The organism is Salirhabdus salicampi, from assembly GCF_024259515.1.
Classification (GTDB): Bacteria; Bacillota; Bacilli; order Bacillales; family Alkalibacillaceae; genus Salirhabdus_A; species Salirhabdus_A salicampi.
Genome location: NZ_JANBWE010000001.1, coordinates 505,118 through 527,513, shown reverse-complemented (window position 1 = coordinate 527,513; position 22,396 = coordinate 505,118). Strand labels below are relative to the sequence as shown.

General features: G+C 35.7%; 25 protein-coding genes and 1 riboswitch. Of the genes, 8 read left to right on the top strand and 17 right to left on the bottom strand.

Features of this window, described 5'->3' with window-relative positions; translation table 11 throughout:
* Window positions 1–374: 374 nt before the first annotated feature.
* Window positions 375–2,042 (bottom strand): dihydroxy-acid dehydratase, encoded by a 1,668-nt coding sequence (gene ilvD / locus NLW78_RS02765; protein ID WP_254495348.1) that lies wholly within the window; start codon window positions 2,040–2,042, stop codon window positions 375–377.
* Between the two features lie 10 nt (window positions 2,043–2,052).
* A complete protein-coding gene (ilvE, locus tag NLW78_RS02760) occupies window positions 2,053–2,958 on the bottom strand; it encodes a branched-chain-amino-acid transaminase (RefSeq protein ID WP_254495347.1) in 906 nt (301 codons plus the stop codon).
* A 716-nt stretch (window positions 2,959–3,674) separates the two neighbouring features.
* Between ilvE and NLW78_RS02755 the strand changes: the two genes are divergently transcribed.
* Window positions 3,675–4,406, top strand: coding sequence for an Rv1352/Rv1906c domain-containing protein (locus tag NLW78_RS02755; protein WP_254495345.1), 732 nt, complete (start codon window positions 3,675–3,677; stop codon window positions 4,404–4,406).
* 58 nt (window positions 4,407–4,464) lie between these two features.
* On the opposite strand, the gene NLW78_RS02750 is transcribed toward NLW78_RS02755, so the two are convergent.
* From NLW78_RS02750 to NLW78_RS02740, 3 genes are all read right to left on the bottom strand, one after another.
* Window positions 4,465–5,808, bottom strand: coding sequence for an ABC transporter permease (locus tag NLW78_RS02750; protein WP_254495343.1), 1,344 nt, complete (start codon window positions 5,806–5,808; stop codon window positions 4,465–4,467).
* Window positions 5,798–6,496, bottom strand: coding sequence for an ABC transporter ATP-binding protein (locus NLW78_RS02745; protein WP_254495341.1), 699 nt, complete (start codon window positions 6,494–6,496; stop codon window positions 5,798–5,800). The genes NLW78_RS02750 and NLW78_RS02745 overlap by 11 nt, the downstream gene beginning before the upstream one ends.
* A gap of 141 nt (window positions 6,497–6,637) precedes the next feature.
* Window positions 6,638–8,536: a sensor domain-containing protein gene (locus NLW78_RS02740; RefSeq protein WP_254495339.1), complete on the bottom strand. Its 1,899-nt coding sequence runs from the start codon at window positions 8,534–8,536 to the stop codon at window positions 6,638–6,640.
* Window positions 8,537–8,891: 355 nt separating this feature from the next.
* On the opposite strand from NLW78_RS02740, the gene NLW78_RS02735 reads away from it, so the two are divergent.
* A complete protein-coding gene (locus NLW78_RS02735) occupies window positions 8,892–9,809 on the top strand; it encodes an HD-GYP domain-containing protein (protein WP_254495337.1) in 918 nt (305 codons plus the stop codon).
* A gap of 13 nt (window positions 9,810–9,822) precedes the next feature.
* Window positions 9,823–10,149 carry an 8-amino-7-oxononanoate synthase gene (locus NLW78_RS02730; RefSeq protein ID WP_254495335.1) on the top strand — a complete coding sequence of 109 codons (327 nt, stop codon included), beginning with the start codon at window positions 9,823–9,825 and terminating at the stop codon, window positions 10,147–10,149.
* Window positions 10,150–10,201: 52 nt separating this feature from the next.
* Here NLW78_RS02730 and NLW78_RS02725 read toward each other — a convergent pair whose 3' ends face one another.
* From NLW78_RS02725 to NLW78_RS02705, 5 genes are all read right to left on the bottom strand, one after another.
* Window positions 10,202–10,789 carry a hypothetical protein gene (locus tag NLW78_RS02725; protein ID WP_254495333.1) on the bottom strand — a complete coding sequence of 196 codons (588 nt, stop codon included), beginning with the start codon at window positions 10,787–10,789 and terminating at the stop codon, window positions 10,202–10,204.
* A 193-nt stretch (window positions 10,790–10,982) separates the two neighbouring features.
* Entirely contained in the window at window positions 10,983–11,879 is an 897-nt protein-coding gene (locus NLW78_RS02720; protein WP_302328405.1) for an AEC family transporter, read from the bottom strand.
* Window positions 11,880–11,991: 112 nt separating this feature from the next.
* Entirely contained in the window at window positions 11,992–12,369 is a 378-nt protein-coding gene (locus NLW78_RS02715; protein ID WP_254495331.1) for a carboxymuconolactone decarboxylase family protein, read from the bottom strand.
* A gap of 157 nt (window positions 12,370–12,526) precedes the next feature.
* Window positions 12,527–12,823 (bottom strand): spore coat protein, encoded by a 297-nt coding sequence (locus NLW78_RS02710; protein ID WP_254495329.1) that lies wholly within the window; start codon window positions 12,821–12,823, stop codon window positions 12,527–12,529.
* Window positions 12,820–13,026: a hypothetical protein gene (locus tag NLW78_RS02705; RefSeq protein ID WP_254495327.1), complete on the bottom strand. Its 207-nt coding sequence runs from the start codon at window positions 13,024–13,026 to the stop codon at window positions 12,820–12,822. The genes NLW78_RS02710 and NLW78_RS02705 overlap by 4 nt, the downstream gene beginning before the upstream one ends.
* A gap of 153 nt (window positions 13,027–13,179) precedes the next feature.
* Between NLW78_RS02705 and NLW78_RS02700 the strand changes: the two genes are divergently transcribed.
* From NLW78_RS02700 to NLW78_RS02690, 3 genes are read left to right on the top strand one after another with little or no spacing between them, the layout of a single operon-like run.
* Window positions 13,180–13,401, top strand: coding sequence for a spore coat protein (locus tag NLW78_RS02700; protein ID WP_254495325.1), 222 nt, complete (start codon window positions 13,180–13,182; stop codon window positions 13,399–13,401).
* The gene (locus NLW78_RS02695; protein ID WP_254495323.1) at window positions 13,398–13,757 is read left to right on the top strand and encodes a spore coat protein; all 360 of its coding nucleotides are present in this window, start codon (window positions 13,398–13,400) and stop codon (window positions 13,755–13,757) included. The genes NLW78_RS02700 and NLW78_RS02695 overlap by 4 nt, the downstream gene beginning before the upstream one ends.
* A gap of 21 nt (window positions 13,758–13,778) precedes the next feature.
* Window positions 13,779–14,915, top strand: a complete 1,137-nt coding sequence (locus tag NLW78_RS02690; RefSeq protein WP_254495321.1) for a zinc-dependent alcohol dehydrogenase — start codon at window positions 13,779–13,781, stop codon at window positions 14,913–14,915.
* A 160-nt stretch (window positions 14,916–15,075) separates the two neighbouring features.
* On the opposite strand, the gene NLW78_RS02685 is transcribed toward NLW78_RS02690, so the two are convergent.
* Together NLW78_RS02685 and NLW78_RS02680 are read right to left on the bottom strand one after the other, a co-directional pair.
* A complete protein-coding gene (locus tag NLW78_RS02685) occupies window positions 15,076–15,858 on the bottom strand; it encodes a DUF2268 domain-containing putative Zn-dependent protease (RefSeq protein WP_254495319.1) in 783 nt (260 codons plus the stop codon).
* 232 nt (window positions 15,859–16,090) lie between these two features.
* A complete protein-coding gene (locus NLW78_RS02680) occupies window positions 16,091–16,828 on the bottom strand; it encodes an aspartate/glutamate racemase family protein (RefSeq protein WP_254495310.1) in 738 nt (245 codons plus the stop codon).
* A gap of 195 nt (window positions 16,829–17,023) precedes the next feature.
* On the opposite strand from NLW78_RS02680, the gene NLW78_RS02675 reads away from it, so the two are divergent.
* Both NLW78_RS02675 and NLW78_RS02670 read left to right on the top strand, forming a co-directional pair.
* Entirely contained in the window at window positions 17,024–17,596 is a 573-nt protein-coding gene (locus NLW78_RS02675; protein WP_254495303.1) for a WxL domain-containing protein, read from the top strand.
* 62 nt (window positions 17,597–17,658) lie between these two features.
* Entirely contained in the window at window positions 17,659–17,871 is a 213-nt protein-coding gene (locus tag NLW78_RS02670; RefSeq protein WP_254495301.1) for a methionine aminopeptidase, read from the top strand.
* A gap of 97 nt (window positions 17,872–17,968) precedes the next feature.
* Here the strand turns inward: NLW78_RS02670 and NLW78_RS02665 are convergent, their stop codons facing one another.
* The 5 genes from NLW78_RS02665 to NLW78_RS02645 all read right to left on the bottom strand — a co-directional run bounded on the left by NLW78_RS02665 (window position 17,969) and on the right by NLW78_RS02645 (window position 22,385).
* Entirely contained in the window at window positions 17,969–18,745 is a 777-nt protein-coding gene (locus NLW78_RS02665; RefSeq protein WP_254495300.1) for a PP2C family protein-serine/threonine phosphatase, read from the bottom strand.
* The gene (locus NLW78_RS02660; RefSeq protein ID WP_254495297.1) at window positions 18,742–19,062 is read right to left on the bottom strand and encodes an STAS domain-containing protein; all 321 of its coding nucleotides are present in this window, start codon (window positions 19,060–19,062) and stop codon (window positions 18,742–18,744) included. The genes NLW78_RS02665 and NLW78_RS02660 overlap by 4 nt, the downstream gene beginning before the upstream one ends.
* 11 nt (window positions 19,063–19,073) lie before the next feature.
* Window positions 19,074–21,164, bottom strand: coding sequence for an HD domain-containing phosphohydrolase (locus NLW78_RS02655; RefSeq protein WP_254495295.1), 2,091 nt, complete (start codon window positions 21,162–21,164; stop codon window positions 19,074–19,076).
* A 181-nt stretch (window positions 21,165–21,345) separates the two neighbouring features.
* Window positions 21,346–21,430, bottom strand: a riboswitch (cyclic di-GMP riboswitch).
* 49 nt (window positions 21,431–21,479) lie between these two features.
* Window positions 21,480–22,040, bottom strand: coding sequence for a DUF5317 domain-containing protein (locus NLW78_RS02650; protein WP_254495293.1), 561 nt, complete (start codon window positions 22,038–22,040; stop codon window positions 21,480–21,482).
* Between the two features lie 33 nt (window positions 22,041–22,073).
* A complete protein-coding gene (locus NLW78_RS02645; RefSeq protein ID WP_254495292.1) occupies window positions 22,074–22,385 on the bottom strand; it encodes an STAS domain-containing protein in 312 nt (103 codons plus the stop codon).
* Between the last annotated feature and the right edge of the window lie 11 nt (window positions 22,386–22,396).

Sequence of the window (22,396 nt, the reverse complement as noted above, 5' to 3'; positions counted from 1 at the left end):
GTTTATCCCTCCTAAAATCAATTTCTAAAGAAAAACGGGTTAAAAAAAGACCTATTCCTCCCTAATAAACTGCACAAAAGTATATACGTGCAGAATAGAAGGGGAGAAAAGGTCTTTGCTTTTCACGGTACCACCCTTTTTCGTAGAATTCTTACGAATCCTACCTCGTGAGCCATTACTTAAAACATGAATGCCTCGTTTGGTAACAGGTATTTTTCAACACCTGGTTAAGTCTAGTGGGAATGCCGTTCGACTTAACACTCCGGGACGAAGTCAGAATAAGGCGTATTACCGGGCTTCCAGCAACCCCGGTTCTCTGGAAATACGTTGTCTTATTCTTTTGTTCCCGTCATCGTTTTTGCTATATTAAAATTTTAAATTTTCATAACTCCACCAGTATTAGCAGATGTAACTAACTTAGAGTACTTACCTAAATACCCTGTTTGAATTTTTGGTTCTGGTTCTTTCCAATTTCGTTTACGTTCAGCTAGTACTTCATCATCTACGAGTAGTTCAATAGAACGAGTCTCTAAATCTATGACAATTTCATCGCCATTTTCGACTAATCCAATTGGCCCTCCCTCAGCAGCTTCTGGAGAGATATGGCCAACTGAAATGCCCCTAGTTGCACCTGAGAATCGACCGTCGGTAATCAATGCTACCTCTTTACCTAAACCTCTTCCAGCTATTGAAGCTGTAGGGGCAAGCATTTCCGGCATTCCTGGTCCACCTTTAGGCCCTTCATATCGAATGACAACGACATGACCTGATTGAACGGTCCCGTTATCAATTCCTTCTTGTGCTTCTTCCTGGGACTCAAATACGATCGCTTTCCCTTTAAACTTTTTAATTGATGGATCAACTGCCCCTACCTTGATGACACTACCATCTGGAGCAATATTTCCATAAAGGATTGATAATCCACCGACTGGGCTATAAGGGTTGTCAATGGTTCGAATTACATCTTTATTAAGTATTTCAGCATCTTTCACATTTTCATAGATCGTTTTACCTGTAATCGTTATACGATCCTTATGAATAGCGCCGTCTATTTTTGATAGTTCTTTAATAATGGCACTTACACCACCAGCTAAATGTACGTCGTGCATTGAATAGTCTGATGCTGGACTAATTTTTGATAAATAAGGAACACGTTCAGCAATTTGGTTTACACGATCTAGGTCATATTCAATACCTGCCTCATGAGCAATTGCTAATGTGTGTAGCACCGTATTCGTTGACCCACCCATTGCCATATCTAGTGCAAAAGCATCATCTATAGCCTCTTTTGTGACAATATCACGTGGACGAATATCTTTCTTTACAAGTTCTACTAAATGTTTTGCAGCCTGGCGTACTAGTTCATGTCTTTCTTCTGATGTTGCTACTATTGTCCCGTTACCCGGAACCGTTAAACCTAGCATTTCGGATAAACAATTCATCGAATTGGCGGTAAACATACCGGAACAGGAACCACATGTAGGACACGCTAACTTTTCTAATTCGGATAATTCGGACTCGCTCATAGATCCTTGCTTATATGAACCTACACCTTCAAACACTGATACTAACGATAAATTTTCACCTGTAGGTGACACTCCTGCTTCCATCGGTCCGCCTGATACAAACACAGATGGTACATTAGTCCTTACTGATGCCATTAACATTCCCGGTGTAATTTTGTCGCAGTTTGGGATATAAAACACACCATCAAACCAGTGTGCATTAATAACAGTTTCAGCAGCATCAGTAATAATCTCTCTACTTGGTAATGAGTACCTCATACCAATGTGACCCATCGCAATCCCATCATCTACACCAATCGTATTAAATTCAAATGGAATTCCCCCGGCTTCTCGGATTGCTTCTTTTACAACTTTAGCAAATTCATTTAAATGCCGGTGCCCAGGGATAATGTCGACATATGAGTTACATACACCGATAAACGGTTTACCTAAATCACTTGTCTTGACTCCTGTTGCATGTAGTAAACTCCGATGGGGAGCACGATCAATTCCTTTTTTTATCATGTCGCTTCGCATCGTATACCTCCTAACTTACGTAAGCATCGCTTTCATTCTGATAACATTGAACTCCGTCTGTAGTTACGACCTTGCGGAATTCACTTAGCAAATGATTTGTTACCTCTCCTGGTTTGCCATTTTGAATTTGTCGGCGATCCACTTCTACAACTGCGATCACTTCTGCAGCTGTTCCTGTTAAGAATACTTCGTCAGCTACATATACATCGTGCCTTGTGAATGGTTCTTCTTTCACTTCATACCCTTTTTCTTTCGCAAGATCTATAATGGCGTTTCTTGTAATACCTTCTAGTGCCCCTAAGTATACCGGCGGTGTATAAATAACGTTGTTTTTCACGATAAAAATATTGTCAGCCGATCCTTCTGTTACATATCCTTGATCATTCAGCATTAGAGCTTCATCTACCCCTGCCTGATTTGCCTCAAGTTTTACGAGTATGTTGTTTAAATAATTTAACGATTTCACTTGTGGACTTAATACGTCTGGTCGATTTCGTCTTGTTGAAACTGATCCAAGTTTTAATCCTTTTTCATATAGCTCTTTCGGGAAAAGAGCGAGTGCTTCTGCTATGATAATCACTCTTGGGTTTGAGCAGTGTGTCGGGTCAAGACCAAGGTTCCCTACCCCACGGGATACAACCACCCTGATGTAAGCATTTTCCAGTTGGTTTTTCCGGATAGTCTCTACAATAATCTGTTTAAATTCCTCTTTTGTGTAAGGAACATTAAGCATAATAGATTGTGCTGATTCATAAAGCCTCTTTAAATGCTCATCTAACTTAAAAATGTTTCCACTATATACACGGAGTCCTTCAAATACTCCATCCCCATATAGAAATCCGTGATCATAAACAGATACAACAGCATCTTCTTTTTTTACAAATTCGCCACTTAAAAATATCCATTGACTGCCCATTTCAGCACCCATCTCCTTTAAAGTGATAAAATTCTTTTTGAAAAGAAAAAAACTAAAAATTTTGAATCTTTTCTCCAAAAAATATTCTATAAAAATTCAGCGTTAATGCCGTCTATAAAAGCATGTTTTCTTTATGAATTTTTAATATTGTCGATAATCATAACGCCATTTTTATACGAGGTCAACAGGTAAAACGAAAATTTTCTGAACTTTATGATTTATCAGAAACTTAGTAAGCGTTTACAACTTAATTACATCAAGGTTTGTTCCGTTTTTAGATATTTTCATTATTTTTTAATGAAAACGCTTACTTCATAAGGGATTTAAAATAGGGTAACAAGGCGTGAAAAAGGGAAATATTTGACCATTATTTTGCTGAAATATTGTTTTTGAATTTCTCTTATAAAAACGATTCGAATATTACATTCTCCTTATACAATGGTTTATCAATTGAAAAGGTAGGTGGTAGGCAAAAAGAGCCTCTGTTCCCTATATTCAGTAATATTAAACTATAAAAGTCTATTTGGATAACAGGAACAGTTTTGATGTATACCGATAACTTAGCATTTAAGCAAACTAAGGTACTGCTATTTTGATATAACGACAGTAACAGTCCCTAAAAAATGGACAAAGATCACTCTTTCAGTTATGGGAAGCAATAAAGACGAGCATAATAGTACTACTTTGTCATTCACGTTATGATGGGAGGTATTACAGTGGTAGATGATACGGAAAACCAATCACCCATATATAAAAAATGGTGGTTTTGGTTAATCATTTTCACAATCATAGCATTTATAGCCATGTCTGGTGGTGAAGAAAATGAAGTAGGTCTTGATCCAAATGAGGCGGAAGAAGACTCAAATCAAATAGCTAATGAATTAGAGGAGGATCATGAGGACCGGTTAGATGATGATAACGATCCTAATAGTGAACAAAACGGTATAGGAGATGAGCCTTCCAATGATACTACTTTTAACACAGGTACATACAGAGTAGGTGACGAAATTCAACCCGGGTTGTACCGCAGCTCTGGGAATATTACATACTGGGCTAGATTATCAGGATTTAGTGGAGAACTAGACGACATCATTGCAAATGGAAATCCAGCCGGGGTAGCTATTGTGGAAATAAAGGAAGGCGATGAAGGGTTCGAATCCTCTGGTGAGGGACAATGGATATTCATAAAGGACGATTATGAAGGAGAACTACGAACTAAATTTAGTGATGGCACTTACATCGTAGGAAAAGATATCGAACCAGGACGCTACCGAAGTAATGGGGGTGGTGAATTCGGTGGATATTGGGAACGTTTAGCAAATTTTAGTGGCGAGCTAGAGGATATTATCGCTAATGGAAATTCTGAGGAACAAACTATTGTAGAAATTAAAGAGAGTGATAGAGGATTTCGTACAAGCGGTGGATTAACTTGGACTAAAATTGAGTAACAACACCCCGTCTCAATGAAAGACTAGTTCTTATATTGAGACGGGTGTTTTGATAGGATTAAACCTCTCTCCTTAATGCTTTTAACACATCAATTTTTGTTGCCTTTTTCGCTGGATTCATTCCTGAGAAAATCGTTACTGCTAAACATATGGATACGGCTATCACAATTAAAGAAACAGGAATATGAGAAAATTTAATTCCAAGGGGGGCTTCTGAATCAAACATCCCCCTCAATACCATCGGCAAGAAGAAATTGATGCCGAAACTTACTGCGTAAGCAATGAGTGTACCTATAATGGCTCCTATAAACCCTATATAACAACTCTCTAGTAAAAAGATATGTTTAATCGTTTTTGGACTTGCACCTAATGCTTTCATTATCCCTATGTCTGGCGCCCTTTCTGTAACAGCCATCGTCATCGTATTATATATACCAATAGAAGCTATAATAATTGCAATGGTACCTACAATAATCAATCCTGTTTTTACAATGATAAATATCGTATTTATTTCTTTCATTTCACTTACAATGGAATAGCTTAAATAGTTTTGATCTTCTAACTGATGAACAATTCCTTCAACATTATTCACATTATTTGCATAGATAAATACTTCATCGAACCCATCGCCCATCTCTCCCATTTCATTCTTTTTTCCTTCTGGAATCATAGGGGCTCCCCGGCTTATTTCTGTAAATTGCTCAATTTCATGTAATATCTCATTAGAAATAAACGCTTTACGAGATTGCATCCAACTACGTGTAGGTTCTTTTTCTATTCCAACTATAGTAACGGGAATAGAATGGGTGTGCTCTTCCCCTTCCACATGCTTCACAACTTTTAATGCTACTGTTTTACCAATCAAACTCTCTGTATATTGATACTCTTCTTTTACACTGCGATCTTCCTCAAAAAGTTCATCAGGTTCTATTCCTTTCATCGTTAACCCATTTTGGAAATGATAACCGACTACAATTTCATTGTCGGTTTCAGGTAAACGACCTTCCGAAAGTTCAAAGCCTGCTTTTATCTCTGCAGAAAAATCCGTTACCATAACATCACCATGTACCTCATAATCTTCGATTGAAAAGATGGGCATCTGCCGCAGTCTGATTCTTCTAACTACACTTTTCACATTGCCCATTGATTCGAAATATCGTATATCTTCTTCCTGAATCCGTTCATAGCCATTTCCAACATCTTTACCGTGCACATCAATCTCCGTGACAAGACGTTTTTCGGTAACTTCTTCTATGATTGAGGAATGTAGGCCAAATCCTACAGAGGCAAGCAAAATAAGAAAGGCAATCCCGATTGCTGTAGCTAATACCGTCATAAATATCCGTAGTTTACTCTTTTTCATATTTTGACGTACAAAACGAAGTTGGTCTTTAAAATGCATAATTCATTCCCCTCTCCACAATTTCCCCATCTTGAATTTCAATCACTCGGTTTCCTATCTTCGCTACTTTTTCATCATGGGTTACAATGAGGAACGTGATCTCTAGCTCAGAATTAAGTTCTTTAATGAAGCTTAGCAAGTCTGCCTCTGTCTCACTGTCAAGACTTCCAGTAGGCTCGTCAGCCATGATAATGGGCGGGTTCACCACTAAAGCCCTCGCTATACTTACCCTTTGTTGTTGCCCTCCTGATAGTTCACTAGGGTAATGATCGTAAAACTGTTCTAATCCAACTCTATTTAATGTCTCTTCTGTTATCTTTTTGCGCTCATGTTCCTTCGTTCCCCTTAGAATAAGAGGTAACTCAACATTTTCAAACGCATTCATGCTCGGAATCAATTGATAATTTTGAAAGATGAACCCTATATTATGTAACCGGAAATTAGAATACTCCGTTTCATTAAATTCACTTACTTTTTCATCGTTGATAAAAATCTCTCCTGAGCTTGGTTTACTAAATCCGCTTATTAAATTTAATAAAGTCGACTTTCCTGACCCACTTCTACCAATAATGGACACAATCTCCCCTTTATGTACGTCAAAATTTATATCCCGTAATACGGATATAACTTGTTGGTTCCCCTTTTTCCCCGTCGTAAATTCGTGACTTAACCCTTTTACTTGAATCATAATACCCTTCCTTCCACCATAACGTCGTATATTATATAGACGTATTTAATATGAAATTTTTTCAACATTAGCTGTTGTTTATAAATAATTTTATTTCAATAGAAAAAAACAGACTTTAACAGTCTGTTTTCCTTCCTTTTATTACGAACTTTTTCGAGAATGATGTTCCTTTTCGACAATCCAGTCGATATCCTGCTTAAAATATTCCTGGATCGTTTCTGGTTTCACTGGTCGACTAAAGTAATACCCTTGCATTTCGTGAATGCCAATCTGTTGAAGGAAGAGTGATTGCTCTTTTTCTTCTACCCCTTCTGCAACAATCTTTAAATTTAATGTTTTACATAGCATTACGATTGTTTCGATGATTGAATTCGCTTTCTCGTCCTTATTAATTGCATCAATAAATAACTTATCTAACTTAATTGTATCTACTGGTAATTGTTTGATACGCCATAAACTACTATATTCTTTCCCAAAATCATCAACCGCGATGGATGTTCCTTTTTGTTTCATTTTTTCTAGGCTGCTGATAACACTATCATCTTCCGAAATTGAATTTTCGGTAATTTCCAGTTCGATATTTTCGCAAGATAGTCCTTCCTCTTCAATAATTCCGATTAAACGTTCAATATGCTTCTCATCGTGTACTTGTTGTACAGATAAGTTGATAGAAATCGATCGAATTGGATAACAATGAGACTGCCACTTCTTGAATTGTTTACATGCCTCTCGTAATACCCATTCCCCTAGCTTTGTAATAAGCCTATTCTCTTCAGCAATGGGAATGAAGACATCTGGTGTCGCTTTATCCCAACGAATCAACGCCTCTACACTGTGAATCTTACCTGTATGTGCGTTAATACGAGGTTGATAATGTAACTTGAAGTCTTCGTCTTTAACTGCTTTTCTTAGCTGTTGTTCTAAATATAAGCGAGCATGAAAAGCTTGGCCAATTTCATCGGTATATAATTGAAAACCGTTGCGTCCGTTCTTTTTACGGTGAAACAAGGCTAAATCGGCATTTTGTATTAATTCTTCGGTCGTTTTTGTATGTAATGGACACATTGCTGCACCTATACTTACATTCATTCTTACTTTAAAATCATCAATTATCGCAGGACTATTAAAAGATTGTAATACTTTATTAGCAATCTTTTCGACTTTGTCCTTTGTATTCGCTGAAACGATAACCGCTAGTTCATCTCCACCCCAACGTGCAATAATATCATCTGCCGGAATTTTCTTTGAAACACGCTTTGCAAATTCTTGAATAACTTTATCTCCTACTTTATGTCCTAATGAGTCGTTAATTTTTTTGAAATTATCAATATCAATAATCATTAATGCGATTGGCTTGTTCTGTTTCATACGAATCTCTAGAGCTAAATGGAAAAATCTTCGGTTACCAAGTCCCGTTAGTTCATCATGGGTAGCTAAATGTTGAGCTTTTGTTTCTGCCCGTTTTCGATCTGTAACATCTCTAGCACTAATAAACATTACGTCTTTACCTTGAAAATGAATAACTTTCCCCGTCATTTCCACAGTCAATTCGTCTCCACCTTTGGTAATAACTCTCCGATCGATAGGTGGTAACTCTTTTCCTTTATAGATGAGTTCATTTCGTTTTAAGGTGAGAGGTTGATCAGTAGGATGTATAAATTGCATAGCATCTTTTCCAATGATTTCTTTACTAGATTTATAACCAAGTATTTGAACGGCCTTCTCATTACAATAGATGATCCTTGTATGATCTAACAACATAATTGGTTCTGGAGAAGATTGGATTAAGTTCACAGTACTTTGTTGTTCTATATCAAAACCTTCTATTTTTTCAAACCGTTCTTGGCGATTTCTATAGAAAAGGATCGTATAAAGCAGTATTATAATGATAAGTCCGTTTATTGCAGCCGTTATTAAAAACAGCCTCTCACTCATAAGCTGGAATAGTAATGTTTGTATCAATACATATAAGCCTACAATGAGAAAAAGACTGTTACGAAACGTTTTCGGCGTTAAAATTATATTTTTTTTATTTGCCATGCAAACGCCACCTCTATTCAATGTCCTCGACATAAAGTAACATTATTCAACATCTTACCATATTACCGTTGGAAATAAAGTGAAATTGATAAAATTGATTAATTCCGTATACATTTATCCCAATCATTACCACGTTTATTTATGGAATATTACCTACTAAAAAATGATATGATAGTCATGGATTCCAACAATACGTTAAATCTTTTTTCCTTATAAGTTTTATATAACTAGAAAAAGAGATCGAATAATATGCTAAAATGTATCGAAAGACCTATTTTTGGAATAAATATCAAACTTTTATTAAGGTTAAGGATTTCTTATAGTAAAATATACTGAATAAGGATTTGGTGGTAAGATGAACAATACATCAGGATTAAATATACTTCGACAGGAACCACTTGAAAGGGTTACCGGCAAAGGTATTGAAGTAGATTTACTAGCCTCAGGGGACGGAACTGAAGTTATCTTACATAAGTTAGAGCCTGGTGCAAAATGGGGCATAGATTCCGGCGGTGAGGAATGGGATGGCCTCGAGTATTTTTATATTCTACGTGGTGAACTGCTTTGGAACAGCGATAAAAGTGGTGAGGTATTAACTACTGGTAACTCTGTTTTCACTACCAATATAACAGAACATTACGAGTTTATCGCTCAAACGTATGTAGAATTTCTTTACGTCTCATCGAGACCTGTATTCCATATCTATAGTATTATTTTAAAGAGATTAAGAGAATTAGCCATTTCTGTAGAACAAAAAGATGGCTATACCGCGGATCATTGCAACAGAATTATGGAATTATCAATGAAAGTAGGAGAAGAATTAGATTTAAGTGCAAGTGAATTATATCAGTTAAACCTTTCATCCTTTTTCCATGATGTCGGGAAAGTTTCAGTCCCAGAATCGATTCTTAATAAGCCGTCAAAATTAACGAGTCAAGAATGGGAAACGATGAAAACTCACACAACGAAAGGTAGGGAACTCCTTGAAGAGTCAGACCTCCCTGATTTACAAAGTGTTGGGTACATTGTCGAACAACACCATGAAAGATATGATGGTAAGGGCTATCCGCACGGTTTAAAAGGTGATGAAATTGATATAAAGGCAGCGATAATAGCTGTAGTTGATTCGTACGATGCTATGACTACAGATAGAGTCTATCAAAAAGGTCGTAGTAAAGAAGAGGCATTAAAGGAAATTAAGCGATGTCGTGGCACAATGTACAACCCTAAAGTAGTTGATATATTTTTAAGGATTGCTGAAAAAATCGATTAAGGAGGTGATACAAATGAAAAAGCTTATCGTAACATTAACTCTTGCACTCATGTTGACGTTTATTGCTGTTGATACTAGTTATGCAGCTTATGTCCCTGAAAGTGATGTGTATATTGAAATTACACAAGAAGAAGCGAGAGAATATGCCGACTTGTTAGGGTTCGAAAACTTCCCTTTAGGTGAGGAAACTGCTAGACTATCATTTGAATTACAAGAAGCAACGATTGGTAGTGTTTTCACTGAATTAGGAGTAGATTACTACTACATATGGTTAACTATTGATGGTGAACCCGTATTAGCTGTAGACCCTCCAAAGGCTTACCCTTATGGCGGAAACTAAACCTGTTAAAATTACAAAAACACACTGTCATCCCATGACAGTGTGTTTTTCTTTAACCATTTATATTTTGATTTAAATGCACCAGCTTATTTTGAAACAATTTTGATTTAAAGTATTGTTGGTAAACGTCAGCCCTACACATAATAATGTCACAACTAAAAAATTGCTCATCAATTTCCATAACCATAATCGGAAATTCTGTGTGGTCATAGTAAACGACTACATTTACTTTTTCATCAATCATGGATTGAACAGCAATTCCATTCTGACTATGTAAGGCTAACGGAGTGTATAACAGGAAATACAACTCTGCCCGGTTTTTCCCCATTTTCTTTTCATAAAATATCATGTCTACTTCATCTGATTTTAATGGTTTTTCTTCCACACTGTGGTTGGAAATATTGTGTGCCATAATGGTTTGAAAATATTCTGAAGTATCGTCCGGAAGTTCTTCAAATGTCGTCCGCTCATATGGTATATAAACCTTTTGAAACCGCTTCTTTAAAAATTTATACATAAAAAATAAAAAGGGGATAGCACTTATCGAGATCATCCCAATAACATTTTCTCGTAAATAAAACCAAACAAACAAACCTATTACACTGAGAACAGCAAATAAGAATAAAATATAGCGAATCATGTTAGTTCTCCTCTAATCATTTAAATAACTTTTTTATCTTTTTATTAAACATAGACGCTTTTCTCTTTTTCTATTTAGTACCTTTTAAAATATCAAACGGTCCTCCTCATTTTCATATCATAAAAGCCTTACAGTCATCATATCTTATGTTCTTTCCCCTTCGCAAGAAGAAATATCCTTTGTCTCTTCGCCTTTATACACCTAATAAATATAGCAATACTGATATGGTTAAAGCACTAATCACCGTCGTAAATAAGGTAATACTCGACACTACTTCCGGCTCCGTATCAAACTCCACTGCGTACATAGTCGTTATGGCAGCTGTAGGCATAGCTGCAATTACAATGAGGACTTTGTCTAGTAATGAATTAGTAGGAAGTAATTGAAGGATGGCAAACGCCAGTAACGGTGATATTAATAACCGAATAATCGTCCCATATAACACCTTCGACCATTGAATGTGTTTTATTGTAATTTCTGCTAACTGTAACCCTAAGACAATCATCACTGTTGGAACAGCTGCATTCGAAACAAACTGAATCACTTGATAAATATTGTCATGAAGATTTATGGATGCTAGATTCATAGAGAGGCCTAATATTAAAGCATATGTAGGTGGCATTTTACATACTGTTTTCATGGCTCCTGCGATACTGCTTTTCCCTTTTGCCGCGTAATATACTCCAAAAATATTCATAATAATCGTCGTTAACACAAAGTAAGGTATTGCATAACGCATCCCTGCATCACCAAAAGCAAACAAAATGATTGGTAAACCATAATTACCAGAATTCATAAAAGCTGTAGCTAATATAAGTCCATTTTTCATTCGCTCAGTTTTAGCCACAAACCGAGCAGTTATAAGATTAACGAGGATAATTGAAAAAAATAGCAGAAACGAAAAGATGAGTATGTTTACGTATTGCAAATCTAGTGTAGTTGTATAAAAACTTTCAAACACTAGGCAAGGTAACATTACATAAAGAGCTACGGTAGCTACTGATTTTATATCCACTGGCATCTTTTTTCTCAGGAGATATCCAGCCCCATATACGAGGAATACAGGTAAGACAACTTGTAAGAAAATCATAATGATCACCAATCTTTTTATATTTATTTTCAATTTCACACATAATTACATCGTAATCGTTATTCTAAAATAGAACAACCCCTGCAATCATGCAGAGGTTGTTCCAAGTATTTTAATGATGAGTCATGCCACTATAATAATCATACGTATCAAGGGCGAGTGTTACACCTTGGGAAAATGCTGCTCCTCCTCCTAATGCAGCACTTACTGCGACAGTTTCCATAACTTCTTCCTCAGATGCACCATGCTCCACTGCACCTTTTGTATGATACATAATACAATATTCATCTTGTGCATATATACTTACCGCTAGAGCCATTAATTGTTTTTCCTTTTCTTTTATCGCTCCTTCTTGAAAACACGCCTCTGTAAAATCAAAATACCCTTGTGTCATTTTCGGTAGTCGTTCACGAATACGATTTGTACCTTCTTTATAGTCAATTATTGACTCCTCAAAGAAGCTGTCCATTTCCTCTGGAAATGTGTCCATTGTATCACCCCATTTTATGTAATGTATTCATCTCTTAGGTTGTAACGATTTATGCATCCGATACGTGGGATAAACTGGAATATGATGTTCATTTCGGTTTAGAAAGAACATGTCCACATATATAAAAAGACCTCTGACACTAAGGCTTGTCATAGTCTTAATCAGCCAATTTCATAGCAGCTTTTGACGCTTTAACATCAACCTCTAATTGCTCATTTAAGTCACTCGGATTGTAATATCCCTTTTCCATCATATATTGGCTAATTTGTTCATGGGCGTTGATTGCATCATTTAACTGTTCACGCAACACTTTCCTTACATCTGGTGTTACAGACTCTGTTAAAGCAAAGGTGAGATTTCGAACCGCTGATTTCGAACTAATGAGAAAATCTGTAGCAATTACTTGATCAGTCATCCCAGCCATACCTGCAATTTTTTGTAACATATTTGTCAAGATGAAACACCTCCATTTTGTAAGAGTTTATTTAATTGTTCTACATGATCCTTTCCCTTGTCAGCTTCTGTTTCAAGAATTTCTTTTAATTGTTTACACCCAACAAGACCTTTCATCGTAGCTGTTTTGGTTAATGTTAAATTTTTTAATGTCAAAATTTCATGCAATTCTAGGCGTTCATGAAGAGCTAACTTGTCGACCATTTTTCTCACCCCTAATAGAAAATCAAACTTTTACATAGGTTACGTAGATACTCATTTGTTATTCAAAAATGAAACTGATACAACGATACTTAGTGTATAGGCTAACGTTACAGAGACAAAATATCAGTAGAAAAAACGTGAGGAGGTTTTTGTATGGGAAAGGAAAATTTAGCATTCCATGAAACGATGGATACACATGAATTATTAAATATGAAAACAGTGGCTTTGTTGAAATCAAAGTTTATCCAAGGGGTCGTGTTTGACCAAGATTTACGAGAGCTCTTGGAAAAAAACGTTCAAATGTCCATAAAGGATATTAAAGAGTTACAACGCCTCTACCCTTATTCGCAAAAAATCGATGAGGTGAAAACATGAAAGATTATCTAGATCCTATTAATGCTGTAGGTATGCCAGAAAAAATCGATTCTGCTATCGCACTTGATTTATTAATCACCACAAAAGAAGCCATTCGAAATTATTCTGTTGCACTAACAGAGGCAGCTAGTCCAGAAGTTAGAACAACAATTCGCAATCAAATGGAAGCTGCTATTGATTATCAAACCGAGATCATCGAATTAATGATGGAAAAAAAGTGGTTCCATCCGTATGACTTGGATGAACAGCAACTCCTTGATTTAAAATCGTCACAAACTGCAATTGATATAGCTAATCTTACATTATTTCCGGAAAACCATAATCGGAAAGGGTTATTTCCTACCCCACCTAAATAAATGGACTGAGGAGAGATAAATATGAAAGCTGTAACGTATCAAGGCGTAAAAGAAGTCGTCGTAAAAGAAGTGGAACCCCCTCACATTCAAAATCCTGATGACATTATCGTCAAATTAACGAGCACGGCTATCTGTGGTTCTGATTTACACCTTATTCATGGTATGATTCCGAACGTCCAAGAAAATTATGTTATTGGACATGAGCCAATGGGAATCGTAGAGGAAGTTGGTCCTGATGTTACGAAAGTAAAAAAAGGAGATCGTGTCGTTGTTCCGTTTAATGTAAGTTGCGGTGAGTGCTGGTTTTGTCAACATGAACTGGAAAGCCAATGTGATAATGCTAATGATAACGGAGAGATGGGTGCATACTTTGGATACTCTGGAACAACCGGTGGTTATCCAGGGGGACAAGCAGAATATATGCGCGTTCCATACGGAAATTTCACTCCTTACAAAATACCAGATGATAGTGAAGTTGATGATGATAACCTAGTATTACTTTCAGATGCTGGGACTACTGCATATTGGAGTGTTGATAATTCTGGTATGAGAGAAGGCGATACCGTTATTATCCTTGGATGCGGTCCAGTGGGGTTATTAGCACAAAAATTTGCATGGTTAAAAGGAGCGAAAAGGGTCATTGCTGTAGATTATGTTGGCTATCGGTTGCAACATGCAAAACGTACAAACAACGTGGAGATTGTCAATTTTGAGGATTATGAAAATGCTGGTGCATATTTACATGAAATGACGAAAGGTGGAGCTGATATAGTCATTGACTGTGTTGGAATGGACGGTAAAATGACTGATTTAGAATTTTTAGCTACAGGACTAAAGCTCCATGGCGGATCTATGAGTGCGTTAGTAATGGCTAGTCAAGCTGTTCGAAAAGGCGGTAATATTCAAGTAACCGGTGTGTATGCATCTCGTTATAATGCTTTTCCACTTGGTGATATATTTCAACGGAATGTCAATATTCGAACTGGACAGGCCCCTGTCATTCATTATATCCCTTTTCTACATGACCTGGTAGCTTCAGGTAAAGTGGACTTAAGCGATATCATTACACACACATTATCATTGGATGAAGCGAAGTATGGGTACGAGATTTTTGATACAAAGACAGAAGACTGTATTAAAGTCGTTCTTAAACCTTAACAGAAACCTTGCTCCAAGTAGAAGGTTTCCTACATAAAAAAGCAGGCTACTCCATGAATTTGGTAGCCTGTTTTCTTTATCTTTTAGGAAGGTACAGTTTTATTAACTTTTTACTTTTATCCGAAAGACAAGTTCGATATCGGTGGGACCATATACTTTTTTACGATTTCAGTTTTTTTGCAAATTCATCTGCGTTAATTGTAAGTAACTGTTTGCTCGTTAACTTTCTCTCCTCTTGGTATTTCTTTACTAAGTAATAACCAACACAATACCCTAACATGTTTGGATAAAATTGAAGTCCATACAAGAGAGTGTTATGTTTCGGATGTAATGTCGGCAACTGACAATTAGGACGGACCAATTTCCTCCACATTTCACTTAACTCATTCTCCGTATAATACGTAGTCCATGACGCCATATACTTTTTTCCATACCTTTCATAAACAGCCTGTTCTGCCAAGCCTTCCATAATAATTGAATCTAATAGAACGTAATCCTTTTCCTTCTTTGCATAGGCCGAAACCCGACAAACGTGATGATATTCGTGTGTAAGGAGAGCTTTAATTTCTGTTTCTGTATTTGTTTTTGATAAAAATAAAAATAATTTATCTTTAAACGCTATCCCTGATTTGCCGTTAAACTCTTTCCTTATTTTGCGATTGTTTCCGTCTGCAAGAAAAATAAATATAGGAATATTTGGTCCTCGCCAAATCTTACGTAACTTTTTCTCCTCATCCGAAACAATTTGCCATACTTGCTTTTTTTGCAATGCCTTAACAGTTTCGATACCGTTTCGATAAGGGATATACATACCATGCAATTTTAAATATTGATATATGTCGTGAGCCGTCTTACCATCAAAATAGTCTTCTAATTTTTCACAAATGTCTATTGGATCATCAAAAGATTGGAGTAACATTTCGTCGGTATTGATTACGCTCAACCCCACCACTCCCTTACAAATACCGTGGTGAGATAAAGTATGCTGAACGAATTGTGTATGTTACAAGCAAAATATAAAGTTAATTGACGATAAAAAACGGATACTTTGAAGCACCTGTTTTAAGCCATCTCAATTTGGTTTGGACCGTATGTTTCGTATGTTGCTTTACCTTATCTAAATTTCAATATTTTTTATACTAGGATTTTTGCGAATTCAATATAGCAAACGATAACTAAAGAATACCTTTCGTAAATTCCGTCCGGTATAATGAGTTATATACGTAGTTGATCATCGTTGTATAATCGAATACCGGTAATCCAGTTTCTTCCTGAACTGCCTTTGCGTAAGGTGGTAATAAACTACATTCCAACAAAAGAATTTTCATGGATGGGTTCTCGTTTTGTAACTCCAATGCAGTATGAACGACTTCTTCTTTTACCTGCTCAAAATGTAACTCACCTGTTTCTTGAATCGCAAAGTCATAAAAGTGCTTGTTGTTTTCTAAACCCTTTATAACAATTGGAAAAGATGATGAATCTATATTAATACTATTTAATAATTTGTCATCTAACGTTTTTGAGTTTGCACAAATGATGCCGATCTTTTCTTCATCACTAATCAAATGTTTCAAAAAGTGTAGTTGCAGTAAACTCGTTAAAAAAACAGGTACACCTAAGTCCTTCATCAATCGTTTTTGAAACATTGCCATATAACCACAATCAGCAGTAATCGCTTTAGCCCCATTCTTTACAAGGTTTTTACCTGCCTCCAATATAGGTTTGTAATAAGCTTCGTCTAAATTAACAATTTTAGAAACTGTTAATCCTTTTACAACTTCATATCTTACAGGAAATGAAAACGTATAGGCATTTCCGACATCACCGGGAATAAACGGGGCATAAGTATCAATCATAATGATACCGATAACTTCACCATAACTGACCTGACTTTTTTTCGCGTAGTATATCAAAAAATTCACCTACTTTTATCTACAATGTATTTTGGACTCTATATATATCCGTTTGTTACGTTTGTCTAAATTATTACCCCTTTAGCATTTTTGGTATTTTTCCAACTATTGCTTGTTTATAACTCCCCTCTATCCATATAGTTTTTTTTGTATAGGTCGATATATTAATAAATAAGCATACGAGGTGTAAACATTATGAAAAAACGATTTTATATTTTACTTATTCCTGTTGTTATCGTAATTTGTAGCTTTGGTCCCTCTATAATGGTCAATACGGAAACTTCTGATCAAACCAAAGTGCAAATTCTGCCAGGCAATTTAGATGTTGAGGTTATCTCCTCACCCAATAACTTTTCTACACATGATAACCAGTCCTATATATACGCCAATTTCGGGGAAATACTGATTACTGATGCTACAGGGAGCGGGAAAGGATGGCACTTACAAGTAGAGAGCAGTCCAGTTACGGTCCACTTTGATGATGGTACATATGAAACTATACCCAAAGATAAAGCGAAAATAGAATTATCCAATGAACAAGTAATGGTAACATCTAATGGAAGTACATTACCACAGCTATTCCAGTCGAATTTTATTCCACTGAACGATGGCCAGCCTGTAACGTTGCTTACAGCTAAGAGGGATGAGGGAATGGGAATTACTACCGTTCAATTTCCTAATGATTCATTACGTATTCAAGTTCCAGAAACAGATCGCAGTGTTGAGTATGACTTCACGCTCACATGGCATATTCAGCAAGGCCCATAACAATATGTATGTTTTTATGACCTTTGACGCAAAATATGGAAAAGCTTTTCCGAGGTGATTTGATGGGATTTATGCAATCATTATCTGCATGGAATCAGGAAAGAAAGGAAAAAAGATTATCCCAGTATGAAGAACAAGGGCTTTGTCCAGATTGTCGTGGCAAAGGATTTCATATGCTGGTCCAAACTGAAACCTTTTATTCCCCACCTTATGATTGTTATGGATGTAATGGTAGTGGTTCTTATACCGATTGGTCAGCTAATCAACTAACTTAACCATAAGAAAAAATGTTCAAGGTTTTCAATCTCAGATATTTAAAAGCCCATAAGAAAAACGAGCTTATAACAAAAGCTCGTTTTTCTTACTTTATGTTTAGTCTTCTTTCTGGACTTTAAAAACAATCAAAGTTATATCATCTTTTTGAGTGATACCTTGTGTAAACGATTCGATTTCATCTAAAACGGTATCTTTAATCTGAGATGCATCATGATTTTTCACTTCATCAAGTGTATCAATGAGTCGCATACGCTTAAACTGATTTCCCTCTTTGTCCATGGCCTCAACGATACCATCGGTATAAAAGAATACAGTGTCTTTTTTTCCTAATTGTAATTCCTCTTCTTTATATTGTTGATTTGGCAATCCACCTAACATAATACCTGAACACCGAGGCAAGTCCCTTATAAAATCATTGTGTATCCATAAGGGTAAATTATGTCCTGCATTTGCATAAGAGAGTGTGTTAGTTGTTGGATCCCAATCTGCACAAAAAACAGTAACAAAAGAGTGTAATGTTCTTAAATCAGAATATAACGCATCATTCATTGCTTCTAATGTTTCACTAGGGCTGTCAGTGCTTTCGCATGCACTTCGAAAGGCTCCTCTAGTTAATATCATTAACATAGCAGCAGGAATTCCTTTCCCCATTACATCACCAATAATAATCCGTACTTTTCCATTCTTTAAACGATAGAAGTCATAATAATCCCCACCAATTAGACGTGCAGGGATGGAAGTACCTATAAGGGTTGCACCGTCAATTGTTGGTGCGTTCGCATTGAGCAATCTTTGTTGTATATCTTGGGCATTTTTTATTTCGCGTTGTAACGTTGCTTCATCCCACAAGGAGCCATTTTGATTATTGATCATGCCCCATTCTCCCCTTGAACGACTTTCAGGAGTTGAAACAAACCAACCGTTTCAAATACTTCTTGTAATTCTTCGTTTAAGTTTTCAAATAGTAACGAAAAGCCCTCTGATTGCGATAGGTAAATGACTTCCATTATGGATCCAATGCCGGTTGAGTCCATAAACGTAATTTTTGAAAAGTCGATAACAACTTTTTCACAGTCTTCTATTTGCTTCAAACTGTCATTAAACTCGGCAATAGTTGTGATGTCTAACTCACCCATTAAGTATAGGCGAACCTCTTTTTCTTTTTTTTCAACCTCGATACTAAAAGACATAATATAACCCCTTATTGTCCAATTTGTTCGATGGATGCAGGTTCATCCAGATGTACATCCATTATCAATGTAGTTCCTTTTGAGTTCGTATGGAGCATAACTTGGTCCATATATTTTAATATTAATGTAAATCCATGTCCAAGCGACACTTTACTAGAGTATCCAGATAATAATGTCGATTTTGGTAAATCAGCTATGTTTATACCGCTTCCTTCGTCCTTTACCATAATTCTAATTTTATTATCAACAATCGAAACTTCCATTTTACCAGACATCGCATGTTTTAAAACATTTGTTGCTGCCTCTGATGTACATAGTAGCAATTGAAATTTACGTTTTTTATCTAAATTGTAATCATCAAGTAAGACGTCAAGTTGTTGACGACAAGTAACAATATCTTTTGTATCTTCAATGATTTGTTCCATTATAACATTTTCATTATTTATCGTCTCTAGTTCATGTTCTTGCAATAGTAATAGTTTACCTGAGGTAACAGAATATATCACTTCACGGTATAAACTGTGAACTCTTTTCTCTTGTTTATTTTCATATTCTAATACATATGTCACATCAAATAAGATAATATGACAACTTTGACCAGTTGGGACACAGTAGACATCATATATGTTTCCTGAGCCTTCTACAAAGTCTCGAATTCGTCGCTTTGTTTTGATCGCATTTGTTACTAGTTTTAATATTGAATTTTGTGCTGGTATACTAATTTCTTTTCCATCTTCGTCCCTAAACGTTCCATCATACGTTGCAATTAATTTAGCACCGAAATTATTTAATAAGCTAGATTGATATAACTTTTCACGGGTTTTACTTATAACCATCTCTTCTATGATTGTATCCTTAAATTCATTTTCTGATGGTAATAAAACAGATCCTCTGGAAAATTCCAACAACTCCAAAGCTTTATCCACTAGATTAGGATCAAGTTCTTTACCTTTTAATTTTTTAAATTCTTCTTTCGGATTTTTCACTTTATCATCATACATATACCGATCATATAAATTGGCTAATGCTATTATTCTAGCACCTAATGATATTTCAGTTCCTTTCAGGCCTTTAGGATAGCCTTTACCATCCCATTGTTCATGGTGTTGCATGATATGGATTGCTGCATTATCCATTCCTGAGATTTTCTGTACAATTTCCGCACCAAAATCCACATGTTTGCGATATTCATTTTCCTCTTCAATTGTAAGGGGGCCCTTTTTGATGAATATCTCCTGTTTAATATGTTGTTTCCCTATATCATGAAAAAGAGCAGCATAATGTATTTGATCAATCTCATCTTGCGATAGATTTAGTTCTTCTGCAAATTGCCGCGCGATTCGCCCAACTCTAGTTGAATGACCTGGTTGGAGTGACAATTGTTTCTCTTTCATATTCGTAAGGGTTTCAATAGAAGTTAAATATGTTTTGCGCAGTTTAATAAATAGATTAAAAGCATAACGTAATGATAAAAAGAACAAAACTACAAAAATTGTAACTATAAATGCTAATATATCATTCCCAAAATGATATGTTGTTCCCAAGAGAATCGTAAGAGCAATTGTGACTAAGTAATTCAAAAAGGCATACTGTAGGAGTTCAGCCATAACATGAATATATGGTTTTTGATGAAGTGTTGATAAAACAACGGATAACAACACTTGATTACATAAAATGTATGTTGCAATAGCAATCATCATATAAGGTATATCTGTTAACGTAAACATATTTTCGGAAGTAGGGAGAGCCGTATAAATAAAACCAGCTACAAAAATACAGATAATATATTGTGCAACATTATATAAAGATTTTATAATATCAATTTTAATAAAGTAGAGCCCAATGAGAAAAGCAATTAATTCAACAAATACCGCTTCATAAACACCTAAGAAGACTACTGCAATCATGGAGATTGCTAAAGTACCGGAGAAGAATTTACCATCGGGAAGCTCCACCATATATTTCTCAAGGAAACCAGCCACAACACCAAAAATTAAAACGGGTAATATGTAAGTGAAGTCAAAATTGATTCCACTGTATAAAAGTAGGACTAATCCCAATAATATTACTGAATATATATAAGATTTTAGTTTTAGTGGCATTTAGCATCGATCCTTTTGTTTATTACACAATTGGGGGCACAGAGACATAAGTATAATCACATTTAATTAATTAAGTGAGACTTATGGGTACCAAGGGTACTTAGCTACTGCAGAAAGACCCATAGCAATTACAGTTAGCAAAAAGAAAGCTTTTCTTTTCATAGGTATCACCACCTCAGTTTTTGGTAACTAGGCTACCATAGTCACGTGACTTTAGGCCCTTAGTTTTGCGCCCCCATTTTTCAATAGGTTTGCCTTTTTCAAAAATTCTTACAATAACATAAGTCTCTGTACCCCCAATTCTATGATAACATTTTATGAATGATTTTGAATTGGGTCTTTAGTCACTCTTTTATATATAAACCAACATAAACCAGCAGTTACAAGAAGATCACCTACACTGGCGACCATCTGCCAATATACAAATGGCTGTACAATTGGAATCACATCTGTCAAAAATGATAGATTCGTATTTTCCGTTAAAAATTGATGCTTGCGGTATCCCTCTCCCAACTCTTGTATACGGTCACCAAGTCCAATCGTTTCAATCGCTTCAATGGAAACCGGCATCCTTCCACCATTTGTCACAATCGCTAAAAAATTCAAGATCAAACCTGTAAAGAAAATTTTAAATCCTGGTAAATGGAAGTTCTTCCATACAGCATATATTAAAATAAGATATGATCCGATAATCCAAAACGAGAACGTTTGTTCAATAAACGTAACGCGGTTATAAAGCATCATTGTTCCAATTTGTATAAAAACAGATAATAAAATGATTGGCTGGTGCGTTAAATTTGTTTCTAGAAATTTTGTTATGGACCCTTTTTTAAATAGTGCTATTATGAATGCAAGAAATATATATTCATAAATCATCTATACTAAACCTTCCTTCTATACTTTTACCGATTATACAAATATATCTTTTCCTAATATCTCCGTCAATTGCAATATATCAAAGACAGCCTGTATGTCTTCGTTCACGTTTGCAATCACCACTTCAATATCTTTACTTTGTAATTTTTGGACAGTTTTCATTAGTAATCCTATGCCAGTTGAATCTACAAACTTAACATATTGAAAATCTAGTTTTACATTTTTCCCCTCTAATAATGAGGATAAAAAGGGACCTTCTACCTCTTCTGTTGAATCGATATCTAAATCCCCAAACATTTCTGCAATTATGTTGTTATTTTCTTTATGGATAACATAATCAAACACTGCAATCTCCC

Coding starts and splice junctions, on each gene's coding strand:
- NLW78_RS02735 (WP_254495337.1), top strand. CDS start 8,892: ATGAACAATACATCAGGATTAAATATACTTCGACAGGAACCACTTGAA.
- NLW78_RS02720 (WP_302328405.1), bottom strand. CDS start 11,879: ATGATTTTCTTACAAGTTGTCTTACCTGTATTCCTCGTATATGGGGCT.
- NLW78_RS02715 (WP_254495331.1), bottom strand. CDS start 12,369: ATGGACACATTTCCAGAGGAAATGGACAGCTTCTTTGAGGAGTCAATA.
- NLW78_RS02695 (WP_254495323.1), top strand. CDS start 13,398: ATGAAAGATTATCTAGATCCTATTAATGCTGTAGGTATGCCAGAAAAA.
- NLW78_RS02700 (WP_254495325.1), top strand. CDS start 13,180: ATGGGAAAGGAAAATTTAGCATTCCATGAAACGATGGATACACATGAA.
- NLW78_RS02740 (WP_254495339.1), bottom strand. CDS start 8,536: ATGGCAAATAAAAAAAATATAATTTTAACGCCGAAAACGTTTCGTAAC.
- NLW78_RS02690 (WP_254495321.1), top strand. CDS start 13,779: ATGAAAGCTGTAACGTATCAAGGCGTAAAAGAAGTCGTCGTAAAAGAA.
- NLW78_RS02725 (WP_254495333.1), bottom strand. CDS start 10,789: ATGATTCGCTATATTTTATTCTTATTTGCTGTTCTCAGTGTAATAGGT.
- NLW78_RS02675 (WP_254495303.1), top strand. CDS start 17,024: ATGAAAAAACGATTTTATATTTTACTTATTCCTGTTGTTATCGTAATT.
- NLW78_RS02660 (WP_254495297.1), bottom strand. CDS start 19,062: ATGTCTTTTAGTATCGAGGTTGAAAAAAAAGAAAAAGAGGTTCGCCTA.
- NLW78_RS02705 (WP_254495327.1), bottom strand. CDS start 13,026: ATGGTCGACAAGTTAGCTCTTCATGAACGCCTAGAATTGCATGAAATT.
- NLW78_RS02750 (WP_254495343.1), bottom strand. CDS start 5,808: ATGCATTTTAAAGACCAACTTCGTTTTGTACGTCAAAATATGAAAAAG.
- NLW78_RS02665 (WP_254495300.1), bottom strand. CDS start 18,745: ATGATCAATAATCAAAATGGCTCCTTGTGGGATGAAGCAACGTTACAA.
- NLW78_RS02670 (WP_254495301.1), top strand. CDS start 17,659: ATGGGATTTATGCAATCATTATCTGCATGGAATCAGGAAAGAAAGGAA.
- NLW78_RS02655 (WP_254495295.1), bottom strand. CDS start 21,164: ATGCCACTAAAACTAAAATCTTATATATATTCAGTAATATTATTGGGA.
- NLW78_RS02730 (WP_254495335.1), top strand. CDS start 9,823: ATGAAAAAGCTTATCGTAACATTAACTCTTGCACTCATGTTGACGTTT.
- NLW78_RS02650 (WP_254495293.1), bottom strand. CDS start 22,040: ATGATTTATGAATATATATTTCTTGCATTCATAATAGCACTATTTAAA.
- ilvD (WP_254495348.1), bottom strand. CDS start 2,042: ATGCGAAGCGACATGATAAAAAAAGGAATTGATCGTGCTCCCCATCGG.
- ilvE (WP_254495347.1), bottom strand. CDS start 2,958: ATGGGCAGTCAATGGATATTTTTAAGTGGCGAATTTGTAAAAAAAGAA.
- NLW78_RS02745 (WP_254495341.1), bottom strand. CDS start 6,496: ATGATTCAAGTAAAAGGGTTAAGTCACGAATTTACGACGGGGAAAAAG.